Here is a 25049-nt window from a genome sequence, read left to right as displayed (position 1 = left end):
ATCGTCGATACGGAGGATGTATGAAGGCCGTCGTCTACCGCAGCGCGCGACAGCTGGAGGTCGAGCCGCGTACCCCTGCGCCGCCGGGGCCCGGTGAGCTGCGGATCGCGGTGGCCTACACCGGGATCTGTGGCACCGACCTGCACGTCTACCACGGAGACATGGATGCCCGGGTGGGCCGCGCAGCGGTGATGGGGCACGAGATGTCCGGGCGGGTCGCCGAGGTCGGCGCGGGCGTCACCGGATACGCCGTGGGCCAGGCCGTCACGGTGATGCCGACCCGGTTCTGCGGTCGGTGCGCCGCCTGCCGGCGCGGGAACTCGCACATCTGCCACGCGATGAACTTCCTCGGCATCGACTCGCCCGGGGCGATGCAGTCCTCGTGGACCGTCCCGGCCGACCTGGTGGTGCCCCTGCCCGACGAACTGCCCCTCGACCAGGCCGCCCTCGTCGAACCGGTAGCGGTCGCCGTGCACGACGTCCGGCGGGGGAGGGTGACCGACGCCGACCAGGTCGTCGTGGTCGGCGGCGGGCCGGTCGGCGTGCTCATCGCCACCGTCGCCCGGCAGCGCGGCGCGCGGGTCCTGCTCGTCGAACCGGACCCGTTCCGCCGGTCGGTGGCCACCGAGGTCGGCCTCGACGCCGTCGACCCGGCCGGCACCGACGTGGTGGCGCTGGTCGACGGGCGGACCGACGGCGCGGGCGCGGACGTGGCCTTCGAGGTGTCCGGCTCCGCCGCCGGCGTCGGCACCGCCGTCGACGTGCTGACCACCCGGGGTCGGCTGGTCATGGTGGCGATCCATCCGCAGCCCCGACCGGTGAACCTGCACCGGGTCTTCTGGCGCGAACTGGAGCTGCTCGGTGCCCGGCTCTACCAGCGCGAGGACATGGTGGAAGCGGTCCGGCTGGTCGCCTCCGGCGCGGTCCCGGCCGGACAACTCATCTCCCGGGTGGTGCCCGCCGATGCGGCGACCTCGGCCTTCACCGCCCTGGAGGAGGGCAGCGGCGTGATGAAGGTGCTGCTCGACTGGCAGGAGGTGCAGCGATGAACGCCCTGTTCGACCTGTCCGGCCGGACCGCCGTGGTGACCGGGGCCCGCCGGGGCATCGGACTGGCGATGGCCGAGGCGCTGGCCGTCGCCGGTGCCGACATCGTCGGCGTCTCGGCCCGGTTGGAGGCCACCGGTAGCGAGGTGGAGCGTCGGGTACGGGCCGCCGGCCGCCGGTTCACCGCCCTGCGGGTCGACCTGGCCGACCGCGCCGCGGTGCGCCGCCTCGCCGCGGACCTTGAGGATCTCGGCCCGATCGACATCCTGGTCAACAACGGCGGCACCATCGCCCGCGCCCCGGCGGCGGAGCACCCCGACGAGATGTGGGACCACGTCATCGAGGTGAACCTGACCAGCCAGTTCGTGCTGAGCCGGGAGATCGGCCGGGCAATGGTGAGCCGGGGACGCGGAAAGATCATCTTCACCGCCTCGCTGCTCAGCTTCCAGGGCGGCATCAACGTCCCCGGCTACAGCGCCTCGAAGTCCGGCGTGGCCGGGCTCACCAAGGCGCTGGCCAACGAGTGGGCGGCGCACGGGGTCACCGTCAACGCCATCGCCCCCGGCTACATCGCCACCGACAACACCCAGGCCCTGCGTGACGACCCGGAGCGTGACCGCGCCATCCTCGCCCGGATTCCGGCCGGCCGGTGGGGCCGGGCCGACGACCTCGCCGGCGTCACGGTGTTCCTGGCCGCACCGGCGTCGGACTACGTCAACGGCGTCGTCCTGCCCGTCGACGGCGGGTGGCTGGGCCGATGACCGAGCCATCCGGACGGTTCGACATCGTCGACGCCCACCACCACCTCTGGGTGCGGGCCCGACACCCGCAGCCCTGGATCGACCCGACGACCATGGCGGCGATCGACGCCGACTTCACCCCGGTCGATCTCGACCGGGCGGCCCGCGACGCCGGGGTGACCCAGACCGTCGTGGTGCAGTCCAACTCCACCGAGGCCGAGACGGTGGAGCTGCTGGGTGTCGCCGCCGACAGCACGCTCGTGCGGGGTGTCGTCGGCTGGGCCGATCCCACCGCGGACGACGTCGCCGACCGGCTGGCCCGGCTGCGGGCGGCGCGCGGCGGCCACCTGCTGGTCGGGGTCCGGTACTCCGTCCAGGACGAGCCCGACCCGACGTTCCTCGAGCGCCCGGACGTACGGCGGGGGATCGCGGCGGTCGGTGCCGCCGGCCTCGCCTTCGACCTGTTGGTCCGGCAGCACCAACTGGGTGCGGCCAGCCGGGTGGCCCGCGACCTGCCCGAGGTGCGGTTCGTCCTGGACCACCTCGGCAAGCCCGCACTCGGTCGGGCGGAACTCGGCGACTGGGTGCGTGACCTGCGCGCCCTCGCCGCCTCGGCCAACACGACGGCGAAACTCTCCGGTCTGGTGACCGAGGTGGACCGGTCGCCGTGGACGTCGGCGGACCTCCAGCCGGCCGTCGACCACGCCCTCGACGCGTTCGGGCCGGACCGGTTGATGTTCGGCTCCGACTGGCCGGTGTGTCTGCTCGCCAGCTCATACGACCGCTGGGTCGGCACCCTGGACGGGCTGCTGGGCGGCCTCGGCGAGGACGACCGGGCGGCGATCTGGCGGCACACCGCGCGGCGGGTGTACCGGCTGGGGGCGTCGTGAGGGGGCGGGCCCTGCCGCGGCGGCCGGCGGTCCACCTCACCGAGCTGGGGTTCGGCGCGGCCCAGGGCGGCAACCTCTACCGGGCGACCACGGACGAGGAGTTCGCCACCGCTGTCGACACCGCCTGGGAGGCCGGCCTGCGGTACTACGACACCGCACCGCACTACGGGCTCGGGCTGTCCGAGCGGCGGCTCGGCGCGGCCCTGCGTACCCGGCCGCGCGACGAGTACGTCGTGTCGACGAAGGTCGGCCGGCTGCTCGTACCGTCGCCACAGGGCGCGCACCGGCGCGACCCGGAGGGGTTCGACGTCGCCGCGCGCCACCGGCGGGTCTGGGATTTCAGCCGGGACGGGGTGCTCCGCTCGCTGGAGTCCAGCCTGGAGCGCACCGGCCTGGACCGGGTGGACATCGTCTACCTGCACGACCCAGACGAGCACTGGGAGCAGGCCGCGACCGAGGCGGTGCCCGCCCTGGTGGAGCTGCGTGACCAGGGCGTGGTGCGGGCCATCGGTGCCGGCATGAACCAGTCCCACCTGCTCACCCGGTTCGTCCAGGAGACCGACGTCGACGTGGTGATGTGTGCCGGTCGGTACACCCTGCTCGAACAGGGCGCGCTGGCCGACCTGTTGCCCGCCGCCGAGAGCCGGGGCGTCGGCGTGGTGATCGCCGGTGTCTACAACTCCGGCCTGCTGTCCCGGGACCAGCCACCGGCCGACGCCACCTACAACTATCAGCAGGCCCCACCGGAGCTGATCGCGCGGGCGCGGCGGATCGCCGCGGTCTGTGAGTCGTACGGCGTCACCCTGCCGCAGGCGGCGCTCGCCTTCGTCCGGTCCCATCCCGCGGTCGTCTCGACGGTCGTCGGTCTGCGCAGCGGCGCGCAGGTGGCGCAGACCCTGACCCGGTCGGCCGCCGACGTCCCGGCCGAGCTGTGGCCCGCGCTGCGGACGGCCGGTCTGCTCGGTCCGGCCGCCGATCAGGAGCAGCGATGAGGTGGCCGGACCGGCCGCCGGTCGGGGCGGTGCCGCAGACCCCCCGAGGTGCGGTCGGCCGACCGATCGCCAGAGCAACCCGTCCGTGCCGACCACAGCACGCATCGGCGCGCACGGGTGACGCCCGCCCGAGTGGACCGTGATCCGGTCCAGCGGGGTGGGGGCGTCCCACCACACCCCACCACGATAGGAGCCCCACCCGTGTCCGTCCCGTCCTTCCCCAGGGGGCGCAGGCAGGTGCTGGCCGGCCTGGCCGCCACGGCGGTCGCCGCCGCGGTCGCCGTGGTCGCCTCGGCCACCCCCGCCCTCGCCGCCACCACCACGCTCTACGCCGCGCCCTCCGGCAGCGGCACCGCCTGTTCCGCCAGCCAGCCGTGTTCGCTCACCGAGGCGCAGAACGCGGTCCGGTCCCGTAACGCCGCGATGTCCGGCGACATAGTCGTCGAGCTGGCCGACGGCGTCTACCGGCTCGCCGCACCGTTCCGGCTGACCGCCGCCGACTCCGGCACCAACGGCTACACCGTGACGTGGCGGGCCGCCGCGTCCGCCCGCCCGGTGATCAGCGGGGCCAGGGCGGTCACCGGCTGGTCGCTCGTCGACTCCGCGAAGAACATCTGGCGGGCCAACGTCCCCGCCGGCCTCGACAGCCGACAGCTCTACGTCAACGGGGCGGTCGCCACCCGGGCGCGGACCGCCGTGAACCGGGCCGACTTCACCTTCACCACCACCGGCCTGCGGTTCAGCAACGGCGCGCTGAGCTACCTGAACAACCTGGGCAACCAGAACCGGGTCGAGGTGGAGAGCGTCGGTTCGTTCACCGACCGGTACTCGCCGGTGCAGAGCATCAGCGGCAACTTCCTCACCATGGTGCAGCCGGCCTGGAACAACAACACGTTCGGCTTCGACACCCTGTCCAAGCCGCACCGGGCCGGTCCGTTCTACCTGGCCAACGCGTACGAGTTCCTCGACGCGCCGGGGGAGTGGTACCTGAACCCGGGTAGTGGGCAGCTCAACTACATCCCGCTGGCCGGGCAGAACATGAGCAGCGTCAGCGTGGAGCTGCCGCAGTTGCAGTCCCTGGTGAACGTCGGCGGCAGCTACGACGCGCCGGCGCACCACATCTCGTTCAGCGGGATCACCTTCACCGGCACCAGCTGGCTCGGCCCCAGCGGCAGCAACGGCTTCGCCGACCAGCAGACCGGCGCGCACATCACCGGCACCTGGGCCCGTCCGGCGGACGCCCTGACCTCCTGCCAGGAGGGCTGCCCGCTGTTCGAGGCGACCCGGCCGAGCTGGAACCAGATGCCGGCCGCCGTGCAGGTGTCCGCCGCCAACACCATCACCTTCAGCGACTCCCAGTTCGTCAACCTCGGGCAGACCGCCATCGGCATCGGCAACGACGCCAACGCCCACGCCAGCGGGGTGGGCCTGGGGGCCAGCAACATCACCGTCACCCGCTCCGAGATCGCCCGCAACTCGGCCGGCGGCATCGTCGTCGGCGGGGTGCGCGCCGACGCCCACCACCCGAGCGACCAGCGGATGGTCAACCGGAACATCACCATCAGCAACAACCTGGTGCACGACCTGGGCCTGGAGTACCGGGGCGTGGTGTCGATCCTGACCACGTACGTCAACACCTCACTGGTGTCGCACAACGAGGTCTACAACATGCCGTACACCGGGCTGTCGGTCGGTTACGGCTGGGGTGCCAACGACGCCGGCGGCAGTCAGCACTACGCCGACCGGGGGCTGTACAACTACCAGCCCCGGTACTCGACGGCCACCACGGCGGCCAACAACCAGGTCATCGGCAACTACGTGCACGACGTCATGCAGCAGATGACCGACGGCGGGTGCATCTACACGCTGTCGGCCAACCCGGGCGGGACCATCAACGAGAACTACTGCCTGCGGACCAACGGCTGGTTCGGGCTGTACTTCGACGAGGGCTCCCGGTACTACACCGCCCGCAACAACGTGTTCTCCTCCACCGGCACCTGGGCCACCGCCAACTACTGGTTCGCCGAGAACATGGGCAACTTCACCGTCACCAACAACTGGTCGACCAACAACAGCACCAACGTGACCAACGGCGACCGGGGCAACGTCGTCAACAACAACACGACGGTCAGCAACAACAGCTGGCCCTCGGGCGCCCAGACCGTGATGGCCAACGCCGGTGTGCAGGGCAGCACCAACCCGCCGGCGCAGGGCGTGCAGATCGTCGGGGGTCAGTCCGGCCGGTGTGCCGAGATCGGCGGCTCCAGCACGACCAACGGCACCCAGGCCCAGCTCTGGGACTGCAACGGGGCCACCAACCAGCGGTGGACCCAGACCACCAGCCGGCAGCTCATGGTCTACGGCACCAAGTGCCTGGACGCCTCCGGCCAGGGCACCGGCAACGGCACCCAGGTGGTGATCTGGGACTGCAACGGGCAGGCCAACCAGCAGTGGAACGTCAACGCCAACGGCACGATCACCGGCGCGCAGTCCGGGCTGTGCCTGGACGCGAACGGCGCCGCGACGGCCAACGGCACGAAGCTGATCCTCTGGGCCTGCAACGGCGGCACCAACCAGCAGTGGAGCCTGCGCAGCTGACCCCGGGTGCGCCCGCGCGCGGTCGCCAGTCGGTGTGCGGGGTCGGGCCTTCCGTCCGGCCCTGCGCACCGATCCCGGCGGCGGCGCGGGTCGGTGGCGGCGGCCGGATCGGCCTCGACCAGGATCGCTGGTCCAGCGGTTCCGCCGGTGGGCGGATACCGCTGGACCAGCGACACCGAGTCGACCAGGTGGGCCCGAGCGCTCGATCACGCTGCTCCTGCCCGGGGGCCGGGCTACCGCTGGGGCCGGTCGGTCCCCACCGCGTCGGGCCTGGCACGGCGGCAGCGGGCCAGCTCCGCGCGCAGCTCGCGGCGCAGTGCCCGGTCCAGGCCGGGCTGGGTGAGCGCGTCGGCGAAGTCACGGGCGGCCTCGTCCCACCGGCCGAGCCGGGCCAGCGCCGTGCCCCGGTTGTAGCGGGGCACCGGGGCCGTCGACAGGGCCACCGCCCGGTCCAGGTCGGCCACGGCGGCGGCCACCTCGCCCCGGTCGAACCGTACGGCGGCCCGGTTCGTCCACGCCTCGACCAGCTCCGGATCGCCGGCCAACGCCCGGGTGAACAGCTCGTCGGCCTCGGTCGGGCCGCCGCGCTCCGAGCGGACCAGCCCGAGGGTGCACAGCAGCGCCGGCTCGTGCGGGGCCGACGCCAGCCCGGCCCGCGCGCACTGCTCGGCAGTGTCGAGCGCACCTCGGCCCAGATGCAGGTTGACCAGGGCGATCCGGGCGTCGAGGTGCCCGGCGTCGATGGCGAGCACCCGTTCCAGGTCGGCGCGGGCCCGCCTGGTGCGGCCCCGCTCCTGCTGGAGCACCGCCCGGTTGTAGTACGCCTCCGGCAGGTGCGGCCCGAGGCGGATCGCGCTGCCGTGGTCGCGGATCGCGGCCCGGTTCCGCCCGGCCGCCCGGTGCAGGGCGGCCCGGTCCACGTAGTACTCGCAGTTGTCGGGGTCGTGGGCGATCACGGTGTCGAGTTCGGCCAGGGCGCGGGCCGGATCGCCCAGCGCCAGGTACACCTGCGCCCGGTTGTGCCGGAGCCGGGCCAGGTCCTGGGGGCGTTCGCCGGGGGCGAGCACCGCCGTCAGCCGGGCCAGCCCGTCGTCGATCAGACGCAGCGCCCGTTCGGGCTCGCCCGCCCGGCTGTCCAGCAGGGCCAGACCCTGCTCGTAGAAGACGGTGGACAGCACCCGCTGCCGGGGGTCGGCCACCGCGTCGGCGAGCCGGAGCGCCTGCTCCAGCCAGCGCCTCGCCGCTGCCGGGTCCTGGTCGGCCGCCGGCAGGTGCCGGGCGTACAGCATGGCGGTGGCGTACGCGGCCGACATGGTGATCTTCGGGTCGTCGGTGGCGGCCCGCGCCTCGTGGTAGAGGTCGAGTGCCTCGGCGGCGCGGTCCAGCGCCGCCAGGGCGGTGGCCAGGCCGGTGGTGAACGCCCACCAGTGCCGCAGGTCGCCGTCCGGGGTGACCAGGGCGCGTCCGCGCCGGGCGGTACGGGCCGCGTGGTGGTAGAAGCCCCGGGCCAGGCTGTCGCCCAGGGTGGCACGCACGGCGTCCGGGGTCGGATCGGCCGCCGCCGGCCGGGGCGGGCCGTCGTCACGCAGCTCCAGGCGCACCGGGTACGGCCCGAGCCGGCCGGTCAGCGAGTCCAGCAGCTCGCGGGTGGTCTCGTCGGTGTGGGCGACGTGCGAGAACCGGAGGGTGACCGGGCGTCGGAGGGTGCCCGCCCAGGCCACCACGAACTCGGTCGCGCCGTAGGCCAGGGCGGCGGTGCGCCGGGCGGGATGGAACCGGATCGGGGCCTCGTCCGCGGCGGTGCGCGCGGTCGGGTCCGGCGGGGGCGCGACGGCCTGCAACTCGACCTGGTGGCGGGCAGCCAGCCGGGGACGCTCGGCGGCGATCCGGCGGAGGAGTTCCGCGACCCCGGCGTACGGCCCGTGGTCGCGGTGGCAGTCGTACTGCGGCGGCTCGCCGGTCACGGTCGGACCGGTGACCCCGAGGGCGGACGCCCGGGGGCGTCCGCCGGGTCGGCAGTTACCAGCACCACTCGATCCAGAGCCGGCGGGCGCCGGACACCAGACGCAGCGCGCTCGTGCGACGGACGGTCATCTTCTTCATGAGCACCTCCGGTTCATCCACACTGGATTTTCTCAGAGGGTAATCCCGATCAAGGGAAATGCGAAGAGGGCTGGTGACTGTGGACGGTCCGTAGGGGCGGGGTGGCGTCGGTCGGCTGCGGGCGGCACTGCGCGACGGCGGCACCGCTGCGCCGGCCCGACCGCCGCATTGACAGGCGTCGGTCTATTGGTAAGGATTGTTGCCTGAAAGCGCTCTCACAGCGATCCGATCCGTCATGGAGGGGGCAGAATGCTCCGTCAACTGGGTGCCGTCCTCGGGGCCGTAACCCTGGTCGCCGCGCTCGCCACCGCCCCCGGCGGCGTTGCGTCGGCCGCCCCGCCGACCGCCACCGACCCGTCATCCACCATCCCCGCCGGCCAGCAGGCCGCCCTGCGCCGCGACCTCGGCCTGACCGACGACCAGCTCCGCCGCCGGTCGGCCGTCGAGGCGGGCGCGCCGTCGATCGAGCGGCGGCTGAGCGCCGAACTGGGCGCCGCCTACGGCGGATCGTGGATCGCCGCCGACGGGAGCACCCTCGTGGTGGGGGTGACCACGTCCACCCGTGCCGACCGGGTCCGCAGCGCCGGGGCCCGCCCCCAGGTGGTCCGGTGGAGCCTGGCCGACCTGGGCCGGAACAAGGCGACCCTCGACCGTCGGGCCGCGCACGCCGGCTCGGCCGTGCAGTCCTGGTACGTGGACCCGGCGAGCAACAGCGTGGTGATCCGGGCCGCCGACGCCGCATCGGCCCGGAAGTTCGCCCAGGCCGCCGGCCTCGCCGACGGCGCGGTCCGTCCGGTGTCGGGCGCGCAGCCGTACCGCCCGGTGTACGACATCCGTGGCGGCGACCAGTACGTCATCAACAACAGCGTGCTGTGCTCGGTCGGGTTCGCGGTCGCCGGCGGCTTCGTCACCGCCGGGCACTGCGGCGGGGTGGGCAGCATGACCAGCGGCAGTGGCGTCGCCCAGGGCACCTTCCGGGGCTCCTCCTTCCCGGGCAACGACTACGCCTGGGTGCAGACCAACTCCTCCTGGGTGGCGACGCCGACGGTGAACACCTACAACGGCGGCACGAGCGCGGTGGCCGGCTCGGCGGAGGCGGCCGTCGGCAGCTCGGTCTGCCGGTCCGGCCGGACCACCGGCTGGCGGTGCGGCACGATCACCGCCCGGGACGTGACGGTCAACTACTCCGGCTCCCTGGTCTACGGGCTGGTCGCCAGCAGCGCCTGCGCGCAGCCCGGCGACTCCGGCGGCTCGTTCGTCTCCGGTGACCAGGCGCAGGGCGTCACCTCCGGTGCCGGTGGCGACTGCAACTCCGGCGGCACCACCGTCTACCAGCCGGTCAACGAGATCCTCGGTGCCTACGGCCTCGCCCTCGCCACCACCGGAGGCGGCGGTGCCAGCCAGATCATCGGCTATGCCGGCAAGTGCATCGACGTACCGAACTCCAACGGCGTCGACGGCCAGTACCTGCAACTGTGGGGCTGCAACGGCAGCAACGCGCAGCGCTGGACCTTCGGCGGCGACGGCACCGTCCGGGCCCTCGGCCTGTGCATGGACGTGGCCTGGGGCTCGACCGCGAACGGAGCGGTCGTCCAGTTGGCCAGGTGCAGTGGCAACCCGGCCCAGCAGTTCGTGCTCAGCGCCGCCGGTGACCTGGTCAACCCGCAGGCCAACAAGTGTGTCGACGTGCAGGACTGGAACAGCGCCGACGGGGCCCGGTTGATCATCTGGGAGTGCACCGGCGGGGCGAACCAGAAGTGGCGGCGCGGCTGAGCGACGCTCCTCCCGGGTCGGTCGACCGGTGCGCCGACCGACCCGGGGGCCTGCCGCTCCGGCTCAGCGCACGGCCACCTCGAACAGCGAGTAGCCGTAGCTGCCGTTGCGGCTGGTGCCGTAGATCCGCACGAAACGGGCCGGGAGCTGCCGGACGGGGATCGCGACGACGCCACCCCGGCCCGAGGTGGTGCGGTGGACCGTGGTCCAGGTCGTGCCGTCGACCGACAGCTCCACCCGGTACGCCACCGCGTACGCGTGCTCCCAGGCGAGCCGGACCTGGCTGACCTGCCACCGGTCACCGAGGTCGATGCGTAGCCACTGGGGGTCGTCGAAGGCGCTGCCCCAGCGGGTCTGCGGGTCGCCGTCGACCGCGTTCGCCGCCGCCAGCCAGTCCGCCTCCGCGCTGGAGGTGTCGACGGGACGGCGCAGCGCCAGATTGACGCCGGTGGGGTTGGTCCGGGCCTTCGGTGGGGTCGTGGCCGACGGCCGGGTGGTGCGTGACGTCGTCGGTCGCCCGGTGGCGCTCGGCGCCGGGGTGGATGCGGCCACCGGGCGGGGCGAACTCGTGGCTTCCGGTGTGATCGGGGTGGCCGGCACCGTCAGCGGCAGGGCCGGGTCGTCCGCCTGCCCGGTGGTGCCACCGGCGGCGTCGCCTGTCCGTTCCGCGCGGTCGCGGCCGACCCAGAGCGCCGCCCCGGCGACCAGGGCCGTCAGGGCGACGCCGGCCGCGATCAGCCGGGACCGGCCCGGTCGGCCCGCCGCGGTCGCCCGGCCACCCGCCGGACCGGTCCCGGCTGGCCTGCCCGTACCGGCTGGCTGGTCGCCGTCCGGCGGGTGCGTGCCGGCCGGATCGGGGGCCTCCGGGCGGTCGCCCGCCCGAAGATCCGGTGCCGGCGCGGGGAACGCCTCGGCGGCGGGAAAGGGCGGGTCGACGACGGAACGCGTCGCGCCGCCGGCCCGGTCGCCGGGGCGGAACCGCGGCTGGATGACCTGACGTGGGCCGGCCAGCAGGGAGTGGCGGCGGGGCGTGAGGCCCGCCGACGGGGCGGCGACCGGTGTGGTTGCCGGCCCGCCGCCGGGGTCGCCGGCCGCCGGGGCGTCGGCTGGGGACGCGCCGGCCGACGTCCGCTGTGGATCGGCCGAGGATGTGGGCATGGCCGACAGTATCGACGATCGGTGAACCGGGCCGTCGGTCCGGTGCGCCACTAGGATCGGTACGGAGGTGGCGAGGCATGAGACTCGGACTGCACTACTGGAACTACTCGACTCCGGCCGACCCGGCGGCGATCGCACCGACCCTGATCGAGACGGCCACCGTCGCGGAGGAGGCCGGCGTCGCGTCGTTCACCGTCATGGACCACTACTTCCAGATGGAGGCCATGGCCCCGGCCGAGGAGCCGATGCTGGAGGCGTACACGACGCTGGGGTTCGTCGCGGCGCGGACCACGCGGATGACGTTGGGCGTGCTGGTCACCGGGGTGATGTACCGCTACCCGGGGCTGCTCGCCAAGATCGTGACGACCCTGGACGTGCTCTCCGGCGGCCGGGCCCGGCTCGGCATCGGGGCGTCCTGGTACGAGCGTGAACAGCACGGCCTCGGGGTGCCGGTGGTGCCGATGGCCGAACGGTTCGTGCGGCTGGAGGAGACGCTGCGGATCTGCAAGCAGATGTGGAGCGACGACAACGGGCCGTTCGACGGCCGGCACTACCGGCTGACCGAGACGCTCAACTCGCCGCAACCGCTGCAACGGCCCCACCCGCCCATCATGATCGGCGGTAGCGGCGAGAAGAAGACCCTGCTGCTGGTGGCCCGGTACGCCGACGCCTGCAACCTGTTCGGCAGCAGCCCCGCCGAGGTGGCGCACAAGCTGGACGTGCTGCGCGGGCACTGCGCCGCCGAGGGCCGGGACTACGACGCCATCGACAAGACGGCCATCGTCAGGCGGCCACCCCTGACCGACGTCGCCGCGTTCGTCGCCGAGGTGGCCGAGTACGCCGCGCTGGGGGTGACCGAGGTGCAGGTCGTCCCGGACCGGCACCCGGTGGAGTTCACCCGGCGGATCGCCGACGAGGTGCTGCCGAAGCTGGCCGACCTCGGCTGACCCGCCCGCCGGTAGCCGGCGGGCGGGCGGCGATCTGGTCACTGGGAAAGGTGGGCGACCTCGTCGGCGGTGAGTCGTAGGTTGGCGGGGGCCGCGCTGCGCGCCGCCGGGGTCGCCGGCGGGTTGGCCGGTCGCCGCAGGTGCCAGTCGGTGACCGCCTGGTAGGCGGCGACCACCGACAGCAGTCGATCCTCGCCGTACGGCAGGCCGCCGAGGATGGTGCCGATCGGCAGGCCCGCGCCGGTGAACCCGATCGGGAAGCCGATCTCCGGCAGGCCGAGGATGTCGAACGGCACCGGGCCGGTCTGCACCACCACGTCGCAGGCGTCGAAGAGCTGGTCCAGGACCCGCTCCATCAGCAGCAGCTTGGCCCGCTGGCCGGTGATGAACTCGCCGCCACCCAGCAGCGCGCCCTGCAACCAACCGGTCACCGACACCCCGAAACCCCGCAGGTCGGTACGCAGGTAGGGCATGAAGGGCTCGCTGCGCTCCGGCAGCCGTACGTTGTTGAACGCGGTGCCGGTGAGCAGCTCCCACTCTTCGGGCAGCGGCACGTCGACCACCGTCGCGCCGGTGATCCCGGCCAGCTTCGCCAGGTACGCCTGCCGGGCCAGCGCGGTCTCCGAGGTGCCGGCGGTGAAGCCGGGCAGCACCCCGATCCGGGTCTTCCACCGCAGCTTCAGCTTGCCGCCCTGGTACGTCGGGGTGGCCGCGTCGATCAGCTTCGGCACCTCGGGAAGGCCCTGGGTACGCGGGTCGGTCGGGTCCTCGCCGGCCATCGCCGTGAGCATGATGGCGGCGTCCTTGGCGTCGCGGGCGAGCGGGCCGGGATGGTCGCGGGTGTAGCTGAGCGGGATGATCCCGTGCAGCGAGACCCGGCCCATGGTCGGCTTGAGGCCGGTGAGGTTCTGCGCGTTGGACGGCGCGGTGATCGAGCCACCGGTCTGGGTGCCGGTGCCGGAGGTGGCGAGCCGTCCCGCCACCGCGGTGGCCGTACCGGTGGACGAGCCGCCCGGATCGGTGCTCGCGTTGGTGGGGGTCCAGGCGTTGACCGTGGTGACCACCCCGCTCGGGGTGGTGGCCCGGGTGGTGGCCAGCGGACCCATCTGGGTCTTGCCCAGCACGATCGCCCCGCCGCCGGTGACCAGCCGGGTCACCGCGGTGGCGTCGTACGGTGGCCGGAAGTCGGCGAACAGGTACGAGCTGGCGGTGGTCGGCACGCCTGCGGTGTAGTAGTTGTCCTTGATGGCCAGCGGGATGCCGTGCAGCGCGCCCCGGTGCGGCTTCTTCGCCATCGCGCGGGCCGCCTTGACCGCCGCGTCGGCGAGTACCAGGTTGAACGCCTGGTAGGTCGGCTCGTACGTGGAGATCCGGGCCAGGTACGCCTCGACCAGCTTCTCCGGGGTGAGCTTGCCGGCCCGGATCAGCCAGGCCGCCTCGGCGACGGTCAGCTCGGTCGGGTCGGCCACCGCCTCCGGACGCGGCTTGACGTAGGCGTTCGGCACCGCCAGCGCGGCGTTGTAGCGGCCGGCCGGGACGGCGGATGTTCGGCCGCTGCCGGCCGCCGAGGCCACCGCGGGCAGCCCGACGACGCCGCCGACCGCCGAGGCGGTGGCCAGCGCGGCGGTGCGGGCGAGGAAGGCGCGACGGTCGACGCCGCGATCGGCAGGTGCTGTGCTCATCACTTCCGCCATTCCGTGCTGATCGAGGGGTAGAGCATCGGCGCGGGCTGCTGGGACAGCGCCTTGGCCACGGCCGGGTCGGTGCCGGCCGGCGCGGGCGGCTGGTACGCGGCGAGTGTGCCCACCGTGCTGCGGACGAAGGAGCGCAACGAGGCCAGGACGGAGTCCCGGCCGGGGGAGCCGGTCTGCGGGTCGGCGGTGGTGCCGGGTGGGAGTTGGTCGAGGTCGATGCCGAGGGACGCGAGCCGGGCGCGGATGAGGACGTCCAGTTCGGCATCGGTCGGTGGGGTGGGTGCCATGACGCTCCTTGAGGGGTGGGAGACGATGACCCACTGTCGAGCCGGATCGTGTCACGGACGTGACAAGTTGATCTCGGCATCGTGAAGCCACGCAGGTCAATGCCCCTGCGCACGGTGACGGCGTACCGGCGAACCGGTCGCCAACGCGTGGGCACGTCGGGCCCACGCGGCCGGTCCCATCGACCCTCCTCACCCCGTTGCCGGCGTCGTCGACAGGGTGCGTGGGCTCTGTGCCTTGTCCCCGAGGGGAATCGTGTGCGTGCCGCTGCGGCTCGCGGCCTTCCGTTGTCTGGCTGCCGGCCGGTTGGTCACCATGCATCGGCGCCCTTGACAATGCCCTAACCCTGCGGTGCCCATCCCAGGCATCACCCACGTATCCGCTTGAGGATCTCCTCCACCTTGGATGAGGGATGAGTGGCAGCGACGCGTGGCCCACGACGAATTGCCGGCTTGGGCGAATTTCATCGGCGGCGCATCGCGGTCTTGGAACGACCCGTTGACGTTGGCGGATTGCGCTTCGATCGATTCTTCGGAGGACCTGGGGAAAGGGTTCGGATGGGCGGCTGTGTGACGTGCCCATCGAGGTGAATGGTGGTGTCGGGCTCGCTCTGCGGATTGTTCGGGTATCCGTGTCGGGGGTGGGCGGAAACGCATTGTCGGCGGCGATGGCGGTTGCCACTTGAATCGTCCGAAATCATCTGGTAATATTGCCGATCCTGAATGGAGTTGTTTCTTCCTCCTTCGATCCCCTTGTCCGTAGAGAGATGCACCCCCCGCGCACCTGTCGATGTTAACGTTCACACCCCCACCGTCCGTCCTGAAGGAGTACCCCATGAATGTCCCGGGTGACAGCCCTGCCCCGGCTACCCGCCGCCCTGCCCGCCGGCGGCGATGGTTACCAGCGGCCCTCGCGGTCCTCACCGCCCTGGGCGGTGGCATCGTCGTCGCGGCCACCACGACGGAGGCGGCTGCGGCCACGATCGATACCAACGCCTCGTATGTGCTGGTCAATCGGAACAGCGGCAAGGCGCTGGACGTGTACAACCTGGCCACCACCGATGGTGCCCGGATCACCCAGTGGACCCGTAACGACGGCAGCCAGCAGCAGTGGCAGTTCGTCGACTCCGGCGGCGGCTACTACCGGCTGAAGTCGAGGCTGTCCGGCAAGGTCCTCGACGTCTCTGGCAAGTCGACCGCCGACGGCGGGCCGATCGTGCAGTGGACCGACAACAACGGCACCAACCAGCAGTTCAGCATCCAGGACATCGACGGCTATATTCAGCTGATCAACCGCAACAGCGGCAAGGCCGTCGAGGTGCAGGGCGCGTCCACCGCCGACGGCGGCAACGTCGTGCAGTACGCCGACTGGAACGGGACGAACCAGCAGTGGCAGTTGGTCCGGGTCGGTGGCACCACCCCGACCCCGACCACCACGCCGCCGAACGGCAGTTGCACCCTGCCGTCGTCGTACCGGTGGTCGTCGACGGGTTCGCTGGCCACCCCGAAGTCGGGTTGGGTGTCGCTGAAGGACTTCACCGTCGCGCCGTACAACGGCAAGCAGCTCGTGTACGCCACCACGCACGACTTCGGGTCGTCGTGGGGGTCGATGAACTTCGGGCTGTTCACGAACTGGTCGGAGATGGCGTCGGCGAGCCAGAACGGGATGTCCTCCGGCACGGTGGCGCCGTCGCTGTTCTACTTCGCGCCGAAGAACATCTGGGTGCTCACCTACCAGTGGGGCGCGACCGCGTTCTCCTACCGCACGTCGTCCGACCCGACCAACCCGAACGGCTGGTCCGCGGCGCAGCCGCTGTTCTCGGGGAGCATCACCGGTTCCAACACCGGTCCGATCGACCAGACGGTGATCGGTGACGGCACGAACATGTACCTGTTCTTCGCCGGTGACAACGGCAAGATCTACCGGGCCAGCATGCCGATCGGGAACTTCCCGGGCAACTTCGGGTCGAGCTACACGACCATCATGAGCGACACCACGAACAACCTGTTCGAGGCGCCGCAGGTCTACAAGGTCCAGGGCCAGAACCAGTACCTCATGATCGTCGAGGCGATCGGCGCGAACGGCCGCTACTTCCGGTCGTTCACCGCCACCAGCCTGGGCGGCTCCTGGACCCCGCAGGCCGCCACCGAGAGCAACCCCTTCGCCGGCAAGGCCAACAGCGGCGCCACCTGGACCAACGACATCAGCCACGGCGAACTGCTGCGCACCAGCGCCGACCAGACCATGACCATCGACCCGTGCAACCTGCAACTGCTCTACCAGGGCCGCTCGCCCAGCTCCGACGGCGTCGACTACGGCCTCCTGCCCTACCGACCCGGCCTGCTGACCCGGCAACGCTGACGGCGTGATCCGGGCCGGCCCGGGATGTTGCTGACCCTCGCGGGACGGCATGACCCGAGGCCGGCCCGGGTCGTGCACCGACCGGTCCCGCATCTCCCGAGCCACCTGTCGGCAGGGGCCCGCTTCGTGGGCCCCTGCCGACCCCCACCACCCCAGGGGAGCCGTGAGATGACCGTCCCACACCTGGTGGGTCTACTCGACGGCGGACATGCCGAGCGGCAACCGGGAGACTGCGCCGAGGTTGCCGACAAGCTGCCCAGCGGGTGGCCGGGCGAGACAGCAGACGTCGATTCAGCTGGTCGTGCAGCGTTCCCGCCGGCCACCAGCGGCAGAACTCGGCCCCGACCGGCCGGTTGTCGACCACCGGCGGTACCGGCCGGTCGGGGCGCTGTGCAGTTGCCGGCGGTAGCCGTCCGGGAGGGCCGGCCCGCTGCCCGATGAGCGGCACCCGGCCGACAGCTCCTATCGTCTGCCGGCGGCCCGGCCGCCCGGCCTCACTTCAGGTGCCGGGCGAAGAACCGGTTCGCGGCGTCCCCCTCGAACCGGGGGACGCCGGTGTGCCCGCCCATGTTGGCGTGCAGCGTCTTCTCCGTGGAGCCGAAGGCATCGAACAGGTCCAGGGCCAACTGCCGGTCGTTTCCCTCGTCGTCCCACTGGAGCAGGACGTGCAGCGGAATGGTGACCTGCCGGGCCTCCTCGAACATGGTGCGGGGTACGAAGCTCCCGGCGAACAGCAGGGCGGCCGAGATACGCGGCTCGACCACCGCCAGCCGTACGCCGATGGCGATCACCCCTCCCGAGAACCCGACCGGGCCGCCGATCTCGGGCAGCGAGAGGAGGGCGTCCAGGGCGGCCCGCCATTCCGGGACAGCCTTCTCGACCAGTGGGAGGACGAGCCGGTCGACGATCCCGTCCTCGACCGGCCCGCCGGCTGCCAGCGCCCGGCGCAGGTCGGCGCGGGCCTCCTCGGCGGCGGCGGAACGGGGCCGGACGCCGCTCCCGGGTAGTTCGATGGTGGCCGCGGCGAAGCCCTCCGCCACGGCCTGCCGGGCCCGTTCCACCAGTCGGGGGTACATCTGGTGCAGGCTGCCGGGGTGGCCGAGCAGGATCAGCGGTGCCGGTGCGGATCCGGGCGTCCACAGGATGCCGGGGATCTCGCCGAGAGAGAACTCGCGTTCGAGGACGCTGTCGTCGAGGTGCTTCTCAGTGGTGAACTGCATGGTCGTGCCCTTCGGGAGTGCTTTCGAACGGCGCTCCCGGACGACCTATCGCCCGACCATGACCCCGGCAGGGAGCACCCATGTCGACACGTTCACGGGTACCACCTCCTCGGTCTCTCGCACGGCCACCGGCAAGCTAGCAGCGGTCGCCGTGATCCGCCAAGCGTGTTTCCGCGCAGGCTCCGTACTCGCCGGACCGGAGGTGCGACGGTCCTGCTGGGCGGGAGGCGACACCGCCTTGCTTCCGTCCGGCGTCAGCGCCAGTTCAGGCGTACCTCTCCGCGGTGCAGCCGGATGCCGCGGCGGCATCGGTGACGCGGTTCGCCTGCTCACCGGCCGGTCGATGCTTGACCCCTGCCGAGGGCGGAAACTACACTCCGGGTCCGTTAACGTTAACAGAGATAGTGGTCGATCAGACTCGTTGACGACGGGGGCTTGGGCAATCCCCGTGGCGACGTAGCAGACCGGTGCGACCGGGCCGACGGCACCGAGAAGGCGTGTATCACCACCAACAGCCTGGAGGACGAAGCATGACGCAGGATCAGAATGGACCGGTGGGCGGCGAGCGGAAACTGCTGAGCCGGAGAACCGTCCTGACGACGATGGGGGCCGTGCCGGTCGCGGCGGTCGCGGCGGTCATGGGGGCCACCGAAGCCTCGGCTGCGCCGGCGAGCATCAATCCGTCGGCATCGCGGCAGACGATCAAGGGCTTCGGCGCGATGGCCCACGCGGCCTGGATCGGCGACCTGACGGCTGCCCAGCGGGACACGGCGTTCGGCACCGGTGAGGGTCGGCTGGGGTTCTCCCTGCTGAGAATCCCCGTCAACGAGAACCAGTCGGACTGGAGCCGGGATCTGGCGACGGCGAAGCGCGCGGTCGAACTCGGGGCGACCGTCTTCGCGTCACCGTGGAACCCCCCGGCCAGCATGATCGAGACCTTCACCCGCGGCAGCCAGACCAACGCGAAGCGGCTCCGGTACAGCTCGTACGCCGCATACGCCCAGCACCTGAACGACTTCACCGCGTACATGCGCAACAACGGGGTGAACCTGTACAGCATCTCGGTGCAGAACGAGCCCGACTACGCGTCGGAGTGGACCTGGTGGACCTCCACCGAGATGGTCCGGTTCCTGAAGGAGAACGCCGGCTCGATCAGCACCCGGGTGATGGCACCCGAGTCCTTCCAGTACGTGAAGTCCATGTCGGACCCGATCCTCAACGACGCCGCGGCGCTCGCCAATGTGGACATCATCGGGGCGCACCTCTACGGCACGTCGTACTCGAACTTCCCCTACCCCCTGTTCAAGCAGAAGGGTGCGGGCAAGGAACTCTGGATGACCGAGGTCTACTACCCCAACAGCAACACGAACTCGGGGGATGCCTGGCCCGAGGCGCTCGACGTGGGGGAGCACATCCACCGCGCCATGGTGGACGCCGAGTTCCAGGCGTACGTCTGGTGGTACCTGCGGCGCAGCTACGGCCCGATGCGGGAGGACGGCCAGATCAGCAAGCGCGGCGCCATGATGGCGCACTTCGCCAGGTTCGTCCGTCCGGGATACGTGCGGATCGACGCGACGGCGAACCCGGCGTCGAACGTCTACGTCTCGGCGTACCGGGGCGGCAACACCGTGGTCATCGTCGCTGTCAACAAGAACACCTCGTCGGTGAGCCAGCAGTTCACCCTGTCGGGCTCCACCGGGTCCAGCAGCGTCTCGAACTGGCTGACCGACGGGAGCCGGACCGTCGCGCCCCAGGGCGCGCTCACCATGGCGAACGGTTCCCTCACCGTCAACCTTCCCGCGCGCAGCGTGATGACCTTCGTGACCAGTGTGAGCGGCACCTCGACGCCCAGCCCGACGCCCAGCCCGACGGTCACCCCCACGCCCACTCCTACTCCCACGCCCACCTCCACGCCCGGCGGTGGCACGGGCCCCCGGGTCGCCTACACGGTGAGCAGTTGGGATGCCGGCTTCACGGCAAGCATCAGCATCACCAACACCGGCACCTCGACGATCGACGGCTGGACTCTGGCCTTCACCCTGCCGTCGGGCCAGACCATCACCTCGGGCTGGAACGCCACCTACTCGCCCTCCAGCGGCCAGGTGAGCGCCCGCAACGTCAGCTACAACGGCACGATCGCCCCCGGGTCCACCGTCGACATCGGCTTCCAGGCCACCCACACCGGTAACACCGCCAAACCGACCGCCTTCACCCTCAACGGCATCCCCTGCACCGTGGCCTGACCGGCCGACGAAACAACGACCGCAGGCCCGACGAGCGGTGCACGAACGGGTATGGCCCCTCCGGCGACGGAGGGGCCGCACTCGTCTCCGCCGGGCGGAAGCCCGACCAGGCCGGCGCGACCGTGCTGCCGCCATGGTGACGGCCATCGACCGGGAGTTGGAGGCGCGGGCGATGGGGATTCCGACGACGCCGGAGGAGCAGCTGAAGGTGTTCGGCGCGCAGTTGTACGACGCCATCGGGTCCGCCTACCCGGCGACGCGGCGCACCGAGCCGCGGATCGCCACGCGCATCTGGGCTGCACTGGGGGATGCCCGGACCGTGCTGAGCGTGGGGGCCGGCACCGGTTCCTACGAGCCGCCCGACCGCGAGGTCACGGCGGTGGAGCCGTCGGCGGTCATGCGGGCGCAGCGTCCGGTGGGCGCGCCGCCGTGCGTGGCCGCCGCTGCGGAGCGTCTGCCGTTCGAGGACGGGTCCTTCGACGCCGCGATGGCGGTGAGCACCGTCCATCACTGGCCGGACCCGGTCGCCGGGCTGCGGGAGATGCGGCGGGTGGCCCGTCGCGTGGTGGTGTTCACCTACGACGCCGACGGCACCGGCTGGCGGGAGCGGTTCTAACTCACCCGCGACTACCTGCCCGAGTTCGCGGATCTTCTGGTCGGCTGGCCGTCCCTGGCCGACCTGACCCGCGCGATCGGGGGACGCGCCGAGCCGGTGGATGTCCCGTGGGACTGCGCTGACGGCTTCTTCGAGGCGTACTGGCGTCGGCCCGAGGCATACCTGGACGAACGCGTACGCCGAGCGGTGTCGGTGTGGACCAGAGTCGGGCCGCAGGCCGAGCAGCGGGCGGTCAGCATGCTCCGCGCGGACCTCGCCTCGGGCCGGTGGGCCGAGCGTAACCGCGGCCTCGTCGCCCTCGACGCCGCGGAGCTGGCCTCCGCCTGCTCGTGGCCTGAGGCAGCGGGTCGTAGGCCGCGCGGTCTGCCCGCACCCCGCCCGTCCGATCACCGGCCAGCGGCTAACCTGCCGGCATGGTGAGCGCCGAACTGGATGAGTTGATCGTCGCGGACGCGGACGCGCTGCGCGGGTGGCTGTCGGCCCACCACGCCACCTCGCCCGGTGTCTGGCTCGCCCTGACCAGGAAGGGCGGCACCGTCACGACGCTGACCTGGCAGCAGGCGGTCGACGAGGGCCTGTGCTTCGGCTGGATCGACGGGCAGGCCCGGAAGCGGGATCAGGAGACCTCCTGGGTCAGGTTCACCCCGCGCCGGCCGCGCAGTTCCTGGTCGCAACGCAACGTCGCCCACGTGGCCCGGTTGGAGGAGCAGGGGCGGATGCAGCCGGCGGGCCGCGCCGCCGTGGAAGCAGCGAAGGCGGACGGGCGGTGGACGGCCGCCTACGCCCCGGCGTCGGAAGTCGAGGCGCCGGCCGACCTCCTCGCTGCCGTCGCCGCCGACCCCGCTGCCCAGGCCATGTTCGACGTGCTCACCAAGACCAACCGGTTCGCGCTCATCCACCGCCTCAACGCCGTCAAGCGGGCGCAGACCCGGGAGCGGAGGATCGGCGAGTTCGTCGCCATGCTGGCCCGCCACGAGACGATCCACCCGCAGAAGGCGAAGCCTCCGCACTCGCCGTGACCCGCCTCCCCGGGCCATGGTCGCCGCCACGACGCTTCCTGACCCCTCGAGGAGCCGTACCGAGGCGAGGTCACCGAGACCGTGCCGCTCACCAGGCCGGCAAGGGGTCACGGCCCGGTGGCTCAGGTGGCGGGTCGCAGGTCGGCGAGGAGCCTCTCCACCCTGGCCCGGATCTCGTCGCGGATCGGGCGGACCGCCTCGATACCCTGGCCGGCCGGGTCGTCGAGCTTCCAGTCCTCGTAGCGTTTGCCGGGGAAGACCGGGCAGGCGTCCCCGCAGCCCATGGTGACGATGACGTCGGAGGACTGCGCTGTGGCGTACTCCAGCAGGGTGGGGGTCTGGTTGGTGAGGTCGATGCCGACCTCGCGCATGGCCTGCACGGCGGCGGGGTTGACGGTGTCGACGGGCGCGGAGCCGGCGGAGCGGACCTCGACGGTGTCACCGGCGAGGTGGCGCAGCCAGCCGGCGGCCATCTGGGAGCGGCCGGCGTTGTGCACGCAGACGAACAGGACGCTGGGTTTCGTGGTCATGGTGGTTCCTTTCAGGGCGGCGAGGCGGGCCGGGCGGATCAGGAGCGGGGCGCGGTGGCGGGGAAGAGGCGGCGGCGGGCCCAGAGGGAGACGTAGACCAACCCGACCAGGACGGGCACCTCGATGAGCGGGCCGACGACTCCGGCGAGGGCCTGGCCGGAGGCGACGCCGAAGGTGCCGATCGCGACGGCGATGGCCAGTTCGAAGTTGTTGCCCGCGGCGGTGAAGGCCAGCGTGGTGGTGCGCTCGTAGCCGAGGCCGATGGCCCAGCCGAGCAGGTAGGACCCGGCCCACATCAGGGCGAAGTAGACCAGCAGCGGCAGGGCGATCCGGACCACGTCCAGGGGCCGGCCGGTGATGGCGTCACCCTGGAGGGCGAACAGGATCACGATGGTGAACAGCAGGCCGTAGAGGGCGGCGGGGCCGATCCTGGGCAGCAGTCGGGACTCGTACCAGTCGCGGCCCCGGGCGCGTTCGCCGAGGCGGCGGGTGAGGTAGCCGGCGAGCAGCGGGACGCCCAGGAAGATCAGCACGTTGCGGGCGATGTCCCAGCCGGAGACGGCCAGTTCGGTGCCGGGAAGGCCCAGCCAGCCGGGGAGCACGGCCAGGTAGAACCAGCCGAGCAGGCCGAAGGCGAGGACCTGGAAGACGGAGTTGAGGGCGACCAGTACGGCGGCGGCCTCCCGGTCACCGCAGGCGAGGTCGTTCCAGATGATCACCATGGCGATGCACCGGGCCAGGCCGACGATGATCAGACCGGTGCGGTACGCGGGCTGGTCGGCCAGGAAGACCCAGGCGAGGGCGAACATCACCGCCGGGCCGACGAGCCAGTTGAGGGCCAGCGAGGAGACCAGCAGCCGTCGGTCGCCGGTGACCGTGTCGAGCCGGTCGTAGCGGACCTTGGCCAGCACCGGATACATCATGATCAGCAGGCCGAGGGCGATGGGCAGCGAGATGCCGCCGATCGTCACCGCGTCGAGCGCGCTGTTCAGCCCGGGGATCAGACGGCCCAGCAGCAGCCCGGCGACCATCGCCAGGCCGATCCAGAGCGGCAGGAACCGGTCGAGGCGGGACAGCCGTCCGACCACGGCGGGGGCGGTCCGTCGGTGGGGGAGGAGAGCGCTCATCGGTCCTCCCGCCGGGCAACGGCGGACGCGACGACGCGGCGAAGGCGTAGGCAGGCGGACGCGACGGCGCGGCGACGGTGTAGGCGGGGGCCGGCGCTCACGGGCATTCCCGTGGCGGGGCGGCCGGCGCGACGGCGAGCAGGGCGGCGAGCTGGCGCAGGATGGCCGGCCGGGCCCGGTAGTAGACCCAGGTGCCGCGCCGTTCGGCGTCGACCAGCCCCGCCTGGCGCAGCGTCCGGAGGTGGTGCGAGATCGTCGGCCCGGTCAGGTCGAAGGCCGGGGTCAGATCGCAGACGCAGATCTCACCGCCCTCGGCCGAGGCGATCATCGACATCAGCTGCAGGCGCACCGGATCGCCGAGGGCCTTGAAAGCCGGGGCGAGCACCGCTGCGGTCTCGGCCGGCACCCGCCGCTCGGCCAGGGGCGGGCAGCACGGCGGGTCGGCGGTCAGCGTGGCGGGGAGGGGCCCCGCTTGTTTAGACATGCCTCTAGGTTGACATCTATCTAATCAGCGTGCAACCGTCTGATTCGACGGATGTCGAGACGGGCCCACCCGGCCCCGCCGCGCCGTCCCGGACCGTCCCGCCCACGAACGGAGCCCACTGATGGCAGACATCACCGTCCGCGCCCTGCGCGCCGTTGACGCCGACCGGGTGCTGGCCATCTACCAGGCCGGCCTCGACGCCGGCGACGCCAGCTTCGAGACCACCGCTCCCGACTGGGCGGCCTTCGACGCCGCCCGGCTGCCCGAGCACCGCTTCGTCGCGGTCGACGGCGACGACGCCGCGATCGGCTGGATCGCGGTCGTGCCGACCTCGGCCCGCGCGGTCTACGCCGGGGTGGTGGAGCACTCCGTCTACGTCGACCCGGCCGCCCGGCGGCGCGGAGTGGCCCGGCTGCTGCTCGACACGCTGATCGCCTCGACCGAGGCGGCTGGCGTCTGGACCATCCAGTCCGGTGTGTTCCCGGAGAACGCCGCCAGCCTCGCCCTGCACCAGCGGGCCGGGTTCCGGGTGATCGGCGTCCGCGAACGGGTGGGCCGGCACCACGGGCAGTGGCGCGACGTCGTCCTGCTCGAACGCCGCAGCCCCACCGTCGACTGACCCACCACACCGAGGAACTACCTGATGAATGCCCTGGACAACCTGCCGGTCGTGGTGACCGGCGCCGACCCGGTCGGCCTCGCCGCCGCCGCGCACCTGGCCGAACGCGGCCTGCCCTTCACCGTCCTCGAGGCCGGCGACAGCGCGGGCGCGGCGGTCCGACAGCGGGGACACGTAAGGCTCTTCTCCCGTGGCGGTACGACATCGACCCTCTCCGCCCGCCGGTTGCTCGACGACGCCGGTTGGGTCGCCCCGGACCTTGAAAGGCTGCCCACCGGGGCGGAGTTCGCCGTCGACTATCTCCAGCCGCTCGTGCCCCGCACGGCGTGGACGAACTCGCCCACCCGGAGGCCGGCTACTACGCCGTCGGGATGAAGAGCTACGGCCGGGCGCCGACGTTCCTGACGGCCACTGGCTACGAGCAGGTCCGCTCGGTCGTCGCCGCCCTCGCCGGGGACTGGGCCGCCGCCCGCGACGCGCAACTCGACCTGCCCGAGACAGGGGTGTGCAACAGCAACCCCGACGTCTCGGTCGACGGTGACGACTGGTGCGGCGTCCCGGCCGTCGAGCCGGCCGGCGAGGGCTCGCCACCGGCCTCGCCGGT

20 protein-coding genes and 2 pseudogenes are annotated in these 25049 nt (G+C 72.2%); 14 read left to right on the top strand and 8 right to left on the bottom strand.

Translation table 11 applies throughout. From position 1 onward, the window contains the following. Window positions 1–20 precede the first annotated feature (20 nt). The 5 genes from ACIG87_RS07970 (at window position 21) to ACIG87_RS07950 (ending at window position 6266) form a co-directional block, all read left to right on the top strand. Window positions 21–1049: a zinc-binding dehydrogenase gene (locus ACIG87_RS07970; protein WP_396849217.1), complete on the top strand. Its 1029-nt coding sequence runs from the start codon at window positions 21–23 to the stop codon at window positions 1047–1049. Beyond that, on the top strand, window positions 1046–1807 hold the full coding sequence (locus ACIG87_RS07965) for an SDR family NAD(P)-dependent oxidoreductase (RefSeq protein WP_396849216.1): 762 nt from the start codon (window positions 1046–1048) through the stop codon (window positions 1805–1807). Before ACIG87_RS07970 ends, ACIG87_RS07965 begins: the two co-directional genes overlap by 4 nt. Continuing rightward, window positions 1804–2676, top strand: a complete 873-nt coding sequence (locus ACIG87_RS07960) for an amidohydrolase family protein (protein WP_396849214.1) — start codon at window positions 1804–1806, stop codon at window positions 2674–2676. Before ACIG87_RS07965 ends, ACIG87_RS07960 begins: the two co-directional genes overlap by 4 nt. After that, entirely contained in the window at window positions 2673–3668 is a 996-nt protein-coding gene (locus ACIG87_RS07955) for an aldo/keto reductase (RefSeq protein ID WP_396849213.1), read from the top strand. The genes ACIG87_RS07960 and ACIG87_RS07955 overlap by 4 nt, the downstream gene beginning before the upstream one ends. A gap of 201 nt (window positions 3669–3869) precedes the next feature. After that, complete coding sequence (locus ACIG87_RS07950; protein WP_396849211.1) at window positions 3870–6266, top strand: RICIN domain-containing protein; 2397 nt, start codon at window positions 3870–3872, stop codon at window positions 6264–6266. A gap of 233 nt (window positions 6267–6499) precedes the next feature. Here ACIG87_RS07950 and ACIG87_RS07945 read toward each other — a convergent pair whose 3' ends face one another. Further along, entirely contained in the window at window positions 6500–8230 is a 1731-nt protein-coding gene (locus ACIG87_RS07945; RefSeq protein WP_396849210.1) for a tetratricopeptide repeat protein, read from the bottom strand. Between the two features lie 388 nt (window positions 8231–8618). Between ACIG87_RS07945 and ACIG87_RS07940 the strand changes: the two genes are divergently transcribed. Further along, complete coding sequence (locus ACIG87_RS07940) at window positions 8619–10142, top strand: ricin-type beta-trefoil lectin domain protein (RefSeq protein WP_396849208.1); 1524 nt, start codon at window positions 8619–8621, stop codon at window positions 10140–10142. Between the two features lie 63 nt (window positions 10143–10205). On the opposite strand, the gene ACIG87_RS07935 is transcribed toward ACIG87_RS07940, so the two are convergent. Further along, window positions 10206–11300, bottom strand: a complete 1095-nt coding sequence (locus ACIG87_RS07935; RefSeq protein ID WP_396849206.1) for a discoidin domain-containing protein — start codon at window positions 11298–11300, stop codon at window positions 10206–10208. 77 nt (window positions 11301–11377) lie between these two features. Between ACIG87_RS07935 and ACIG87_RS07930 the strand changes: the two genes are divergently transcribed. Further along, window positions 11378–12247 (top strand): LLM class F420-dependent oxidoreductase, encoded by an 870-nt coding sequence (locus tag ACIG87_RS07930; RefSeq protein WP_396849204.1) that lies wholly within the window; start codon window positions 11378–11380, stop codon window positions 12245–12247. A gap of 38 nt (window positions 12248–12285) precedes the next feature. Here ACIG87_RS07930 and ACIG87_RS07925 read toward each other — a convergent pair whose 3' ends face one another. Beyond that, on the bottom strand, window positions 12286–13929 hold the full coding sequence (locus ACIG87_RS07925; RefSeq protein WP_396849202.1) for an amidase: 1644 nt from the start codon (window positions 13927–13929) through the stop codon (window positions 12286–12288). After that, a complete protein-coding gene (locus ACIG87_RS07920) occupies window positions 13929–14228 on the bottom strand; it encodes a hypothetical protein (protein WP_145919561.1) in 300 nt (99 codons plus the stop codon). The genes ACIG87_RS07925 and ACIG87_RS07920 overlap by 1 nt, the downstream gene beginning before the upstream one ends. An 832-nt stretch (window positions 14229–15060) precedes the next feature. Between ACIG87_RS07920 and ACIG87_RS07915 the strand changes: the two genes are divergently transcribed. Next, window positions 15061–16587, top strand: coding sequence for a non-reducing end alpha-L-arabinofuranosidase family hydrolase (locus ACIG87_RS07915; protein ID WP_396849200.1), 1527 nt, complete (start codon window positions 15061–15063; stop codon window positions 16585–16587). Window positions 16588–17081: 494 nt separating this feature from the next. Here ACIG87_RS07915 and ACIG87_RS07910 read toward each other — a convergent pair whose 3' ends face one another. Further along, the gene (locus tag ACIG87_RS07910; protein ID WP_396849199.1) at window positions 17082–17807 is read right to left on the bottom strand and encodes an alpha/beta hydrolase family protein; all 726 of its coding nucleotides are present in this window, start codon (window positions 17805–17807) and stop codon (window positions 17082–17084) included. Between the two features lie 530 nt (window positions 17808–18337). Here ACIG87_RS07910 and ACIG87_RS07905 point away from each other — a divergent pair. From ACIG87_RS07905 to ACIG87_RS07895, 3 genes and pseudogenes are all read left to right on the top strand, one after another. Beyond that, window positions 18338–20050, top strand: coding sequence for a cellulose binding domain-containing protein (locus tag ACIG87_RS07905; protein ID WP_396849197.1), 1713 nt, complete (start codon window positions 18338–18340; stop codon window positions 20048–20050). 112 nt (window positions 20051–20162) lie between these two features. Next, window positions 20163–21004 (top strand): annotated as a pseudogene (locus tag ACIG87_RS07900) (class I SAM-dependent methyltransferase); the annotation flags it as partial. Between the two features lie 75 nt (window positions 21005–21079). Next, window positions 21080–21685 (top strand): YdeI family protein, encoded by a 606-nt coding sequence (locus ACIG87_RS07895; RefSeq protein ID WP_396849196.1) that lies wholly within the window; start codon window positions 21080–21082, stop codon window positions 21683–21685. A gap of 122 nt (window positions 21686–21807) precedes the next feature. Here the strand turns inward: ACIG87_RS07895 and ACIG87_RS07890 are convergent, their stop codons facing one another. From ACIG87_RS07890 to ACIG87_RS07880, 3 genes are all read right to left on the bottom strand, one after another. Beyond that, complete coding sequence (locus tag ACIG87_RS07890) at window positions 21808–22215, bottom strand: arsenate reductase ArsC (RefSeq protein WP_396849194.1); 408 nt, start codon at window positions 22213–22215, stop codon at window positions 21808–21810. Window positions 22216–22253: 38 nt separating this feature from the next. Next, window positions 22254–23342 (bottom strand): ACR3 family arsenite efflux transporter, encoded by a 1089-nt coding sequence (gene arsB, locus ACIG87_RS07885; protein WP_396849192.1) that lies wholly within the window; start codon window positions 23340–23342, stop codon window positions 22254–22256. A 97-nt stretch (window positions 23343–23439) separates the two neighbouring features. After that, complete coding sequence (locus ACIG87_RS07880; RefSeq protein ID WP_396849190.1) at window positions 23440–23826, bottom strand: ArsR/SmtB family transcription factor; 387 nt, start codon at window positions 23824–23826, stop codon at window positions 23440–23442. A 121-nt stretch (window positions 23827–23947) separates the two neighbouring features. Here ACIG87_RS07880 and ACIG87_RS07875 point away from each other — a divergent pair, with 121 nt between their 5' ends. The 3 genes and pseudogenes from ACIG87_RS07875 to ACIG87_RS07865 all read left to right on the top strand — a co-directional run. Next, window positions 23948–24445 carry a GNAT family N-acetyltransferase gene (locus ACIG87_RS07875; protein WP_396849188.1) on the top strand — a complete coding sequence of 166 codons (498 nt, stop codon included), beginning with the start codon at window positions 23948–23950 and terminating at the stop codon, window positions 24443–24445. A gap of 24 nt (window positions 24446–24469) precedes the next feature. Beyond that, the gene (locus ACIG87_RS07870) at window positions 24470–24820 is read left to right on the top strand and encodes an NAD(P)-binding protein (RefSeq protein ID WP_396849187.1); all 351 of its coding nucleotides are present in this window, start codon (window positions 24470–24472) and stop codon (window positions 24818–24820) included. Continuing rightward, window positions 24763–24951 (top strand): annotated as a pseudogene (locus ACIG87_RS07865) (flavoprotein); the annotation flags it as partial. The gene ACIG87_RS07870 and the pseudogene ACIG87_RS07865, both read left to right, overlap by 58 nt. Window positions 24952–25049: the final 98 nt, after the last annotated feature.

It is taken from the genome of Micromonospora sp. NPDC051925 (assembly GCF_044548625.1).
In the GTDB taxonomy this organism is placed as follows: Bacteria; Actinomycetota; Actinomycetes; order Mycobacteriales; family Micromonosporaceae; genus Micromonospora.
Note: the sequence above shows the minus strand (reverse complement) of the source record. Positions and strands in the feature narration are given on the sequence as shown.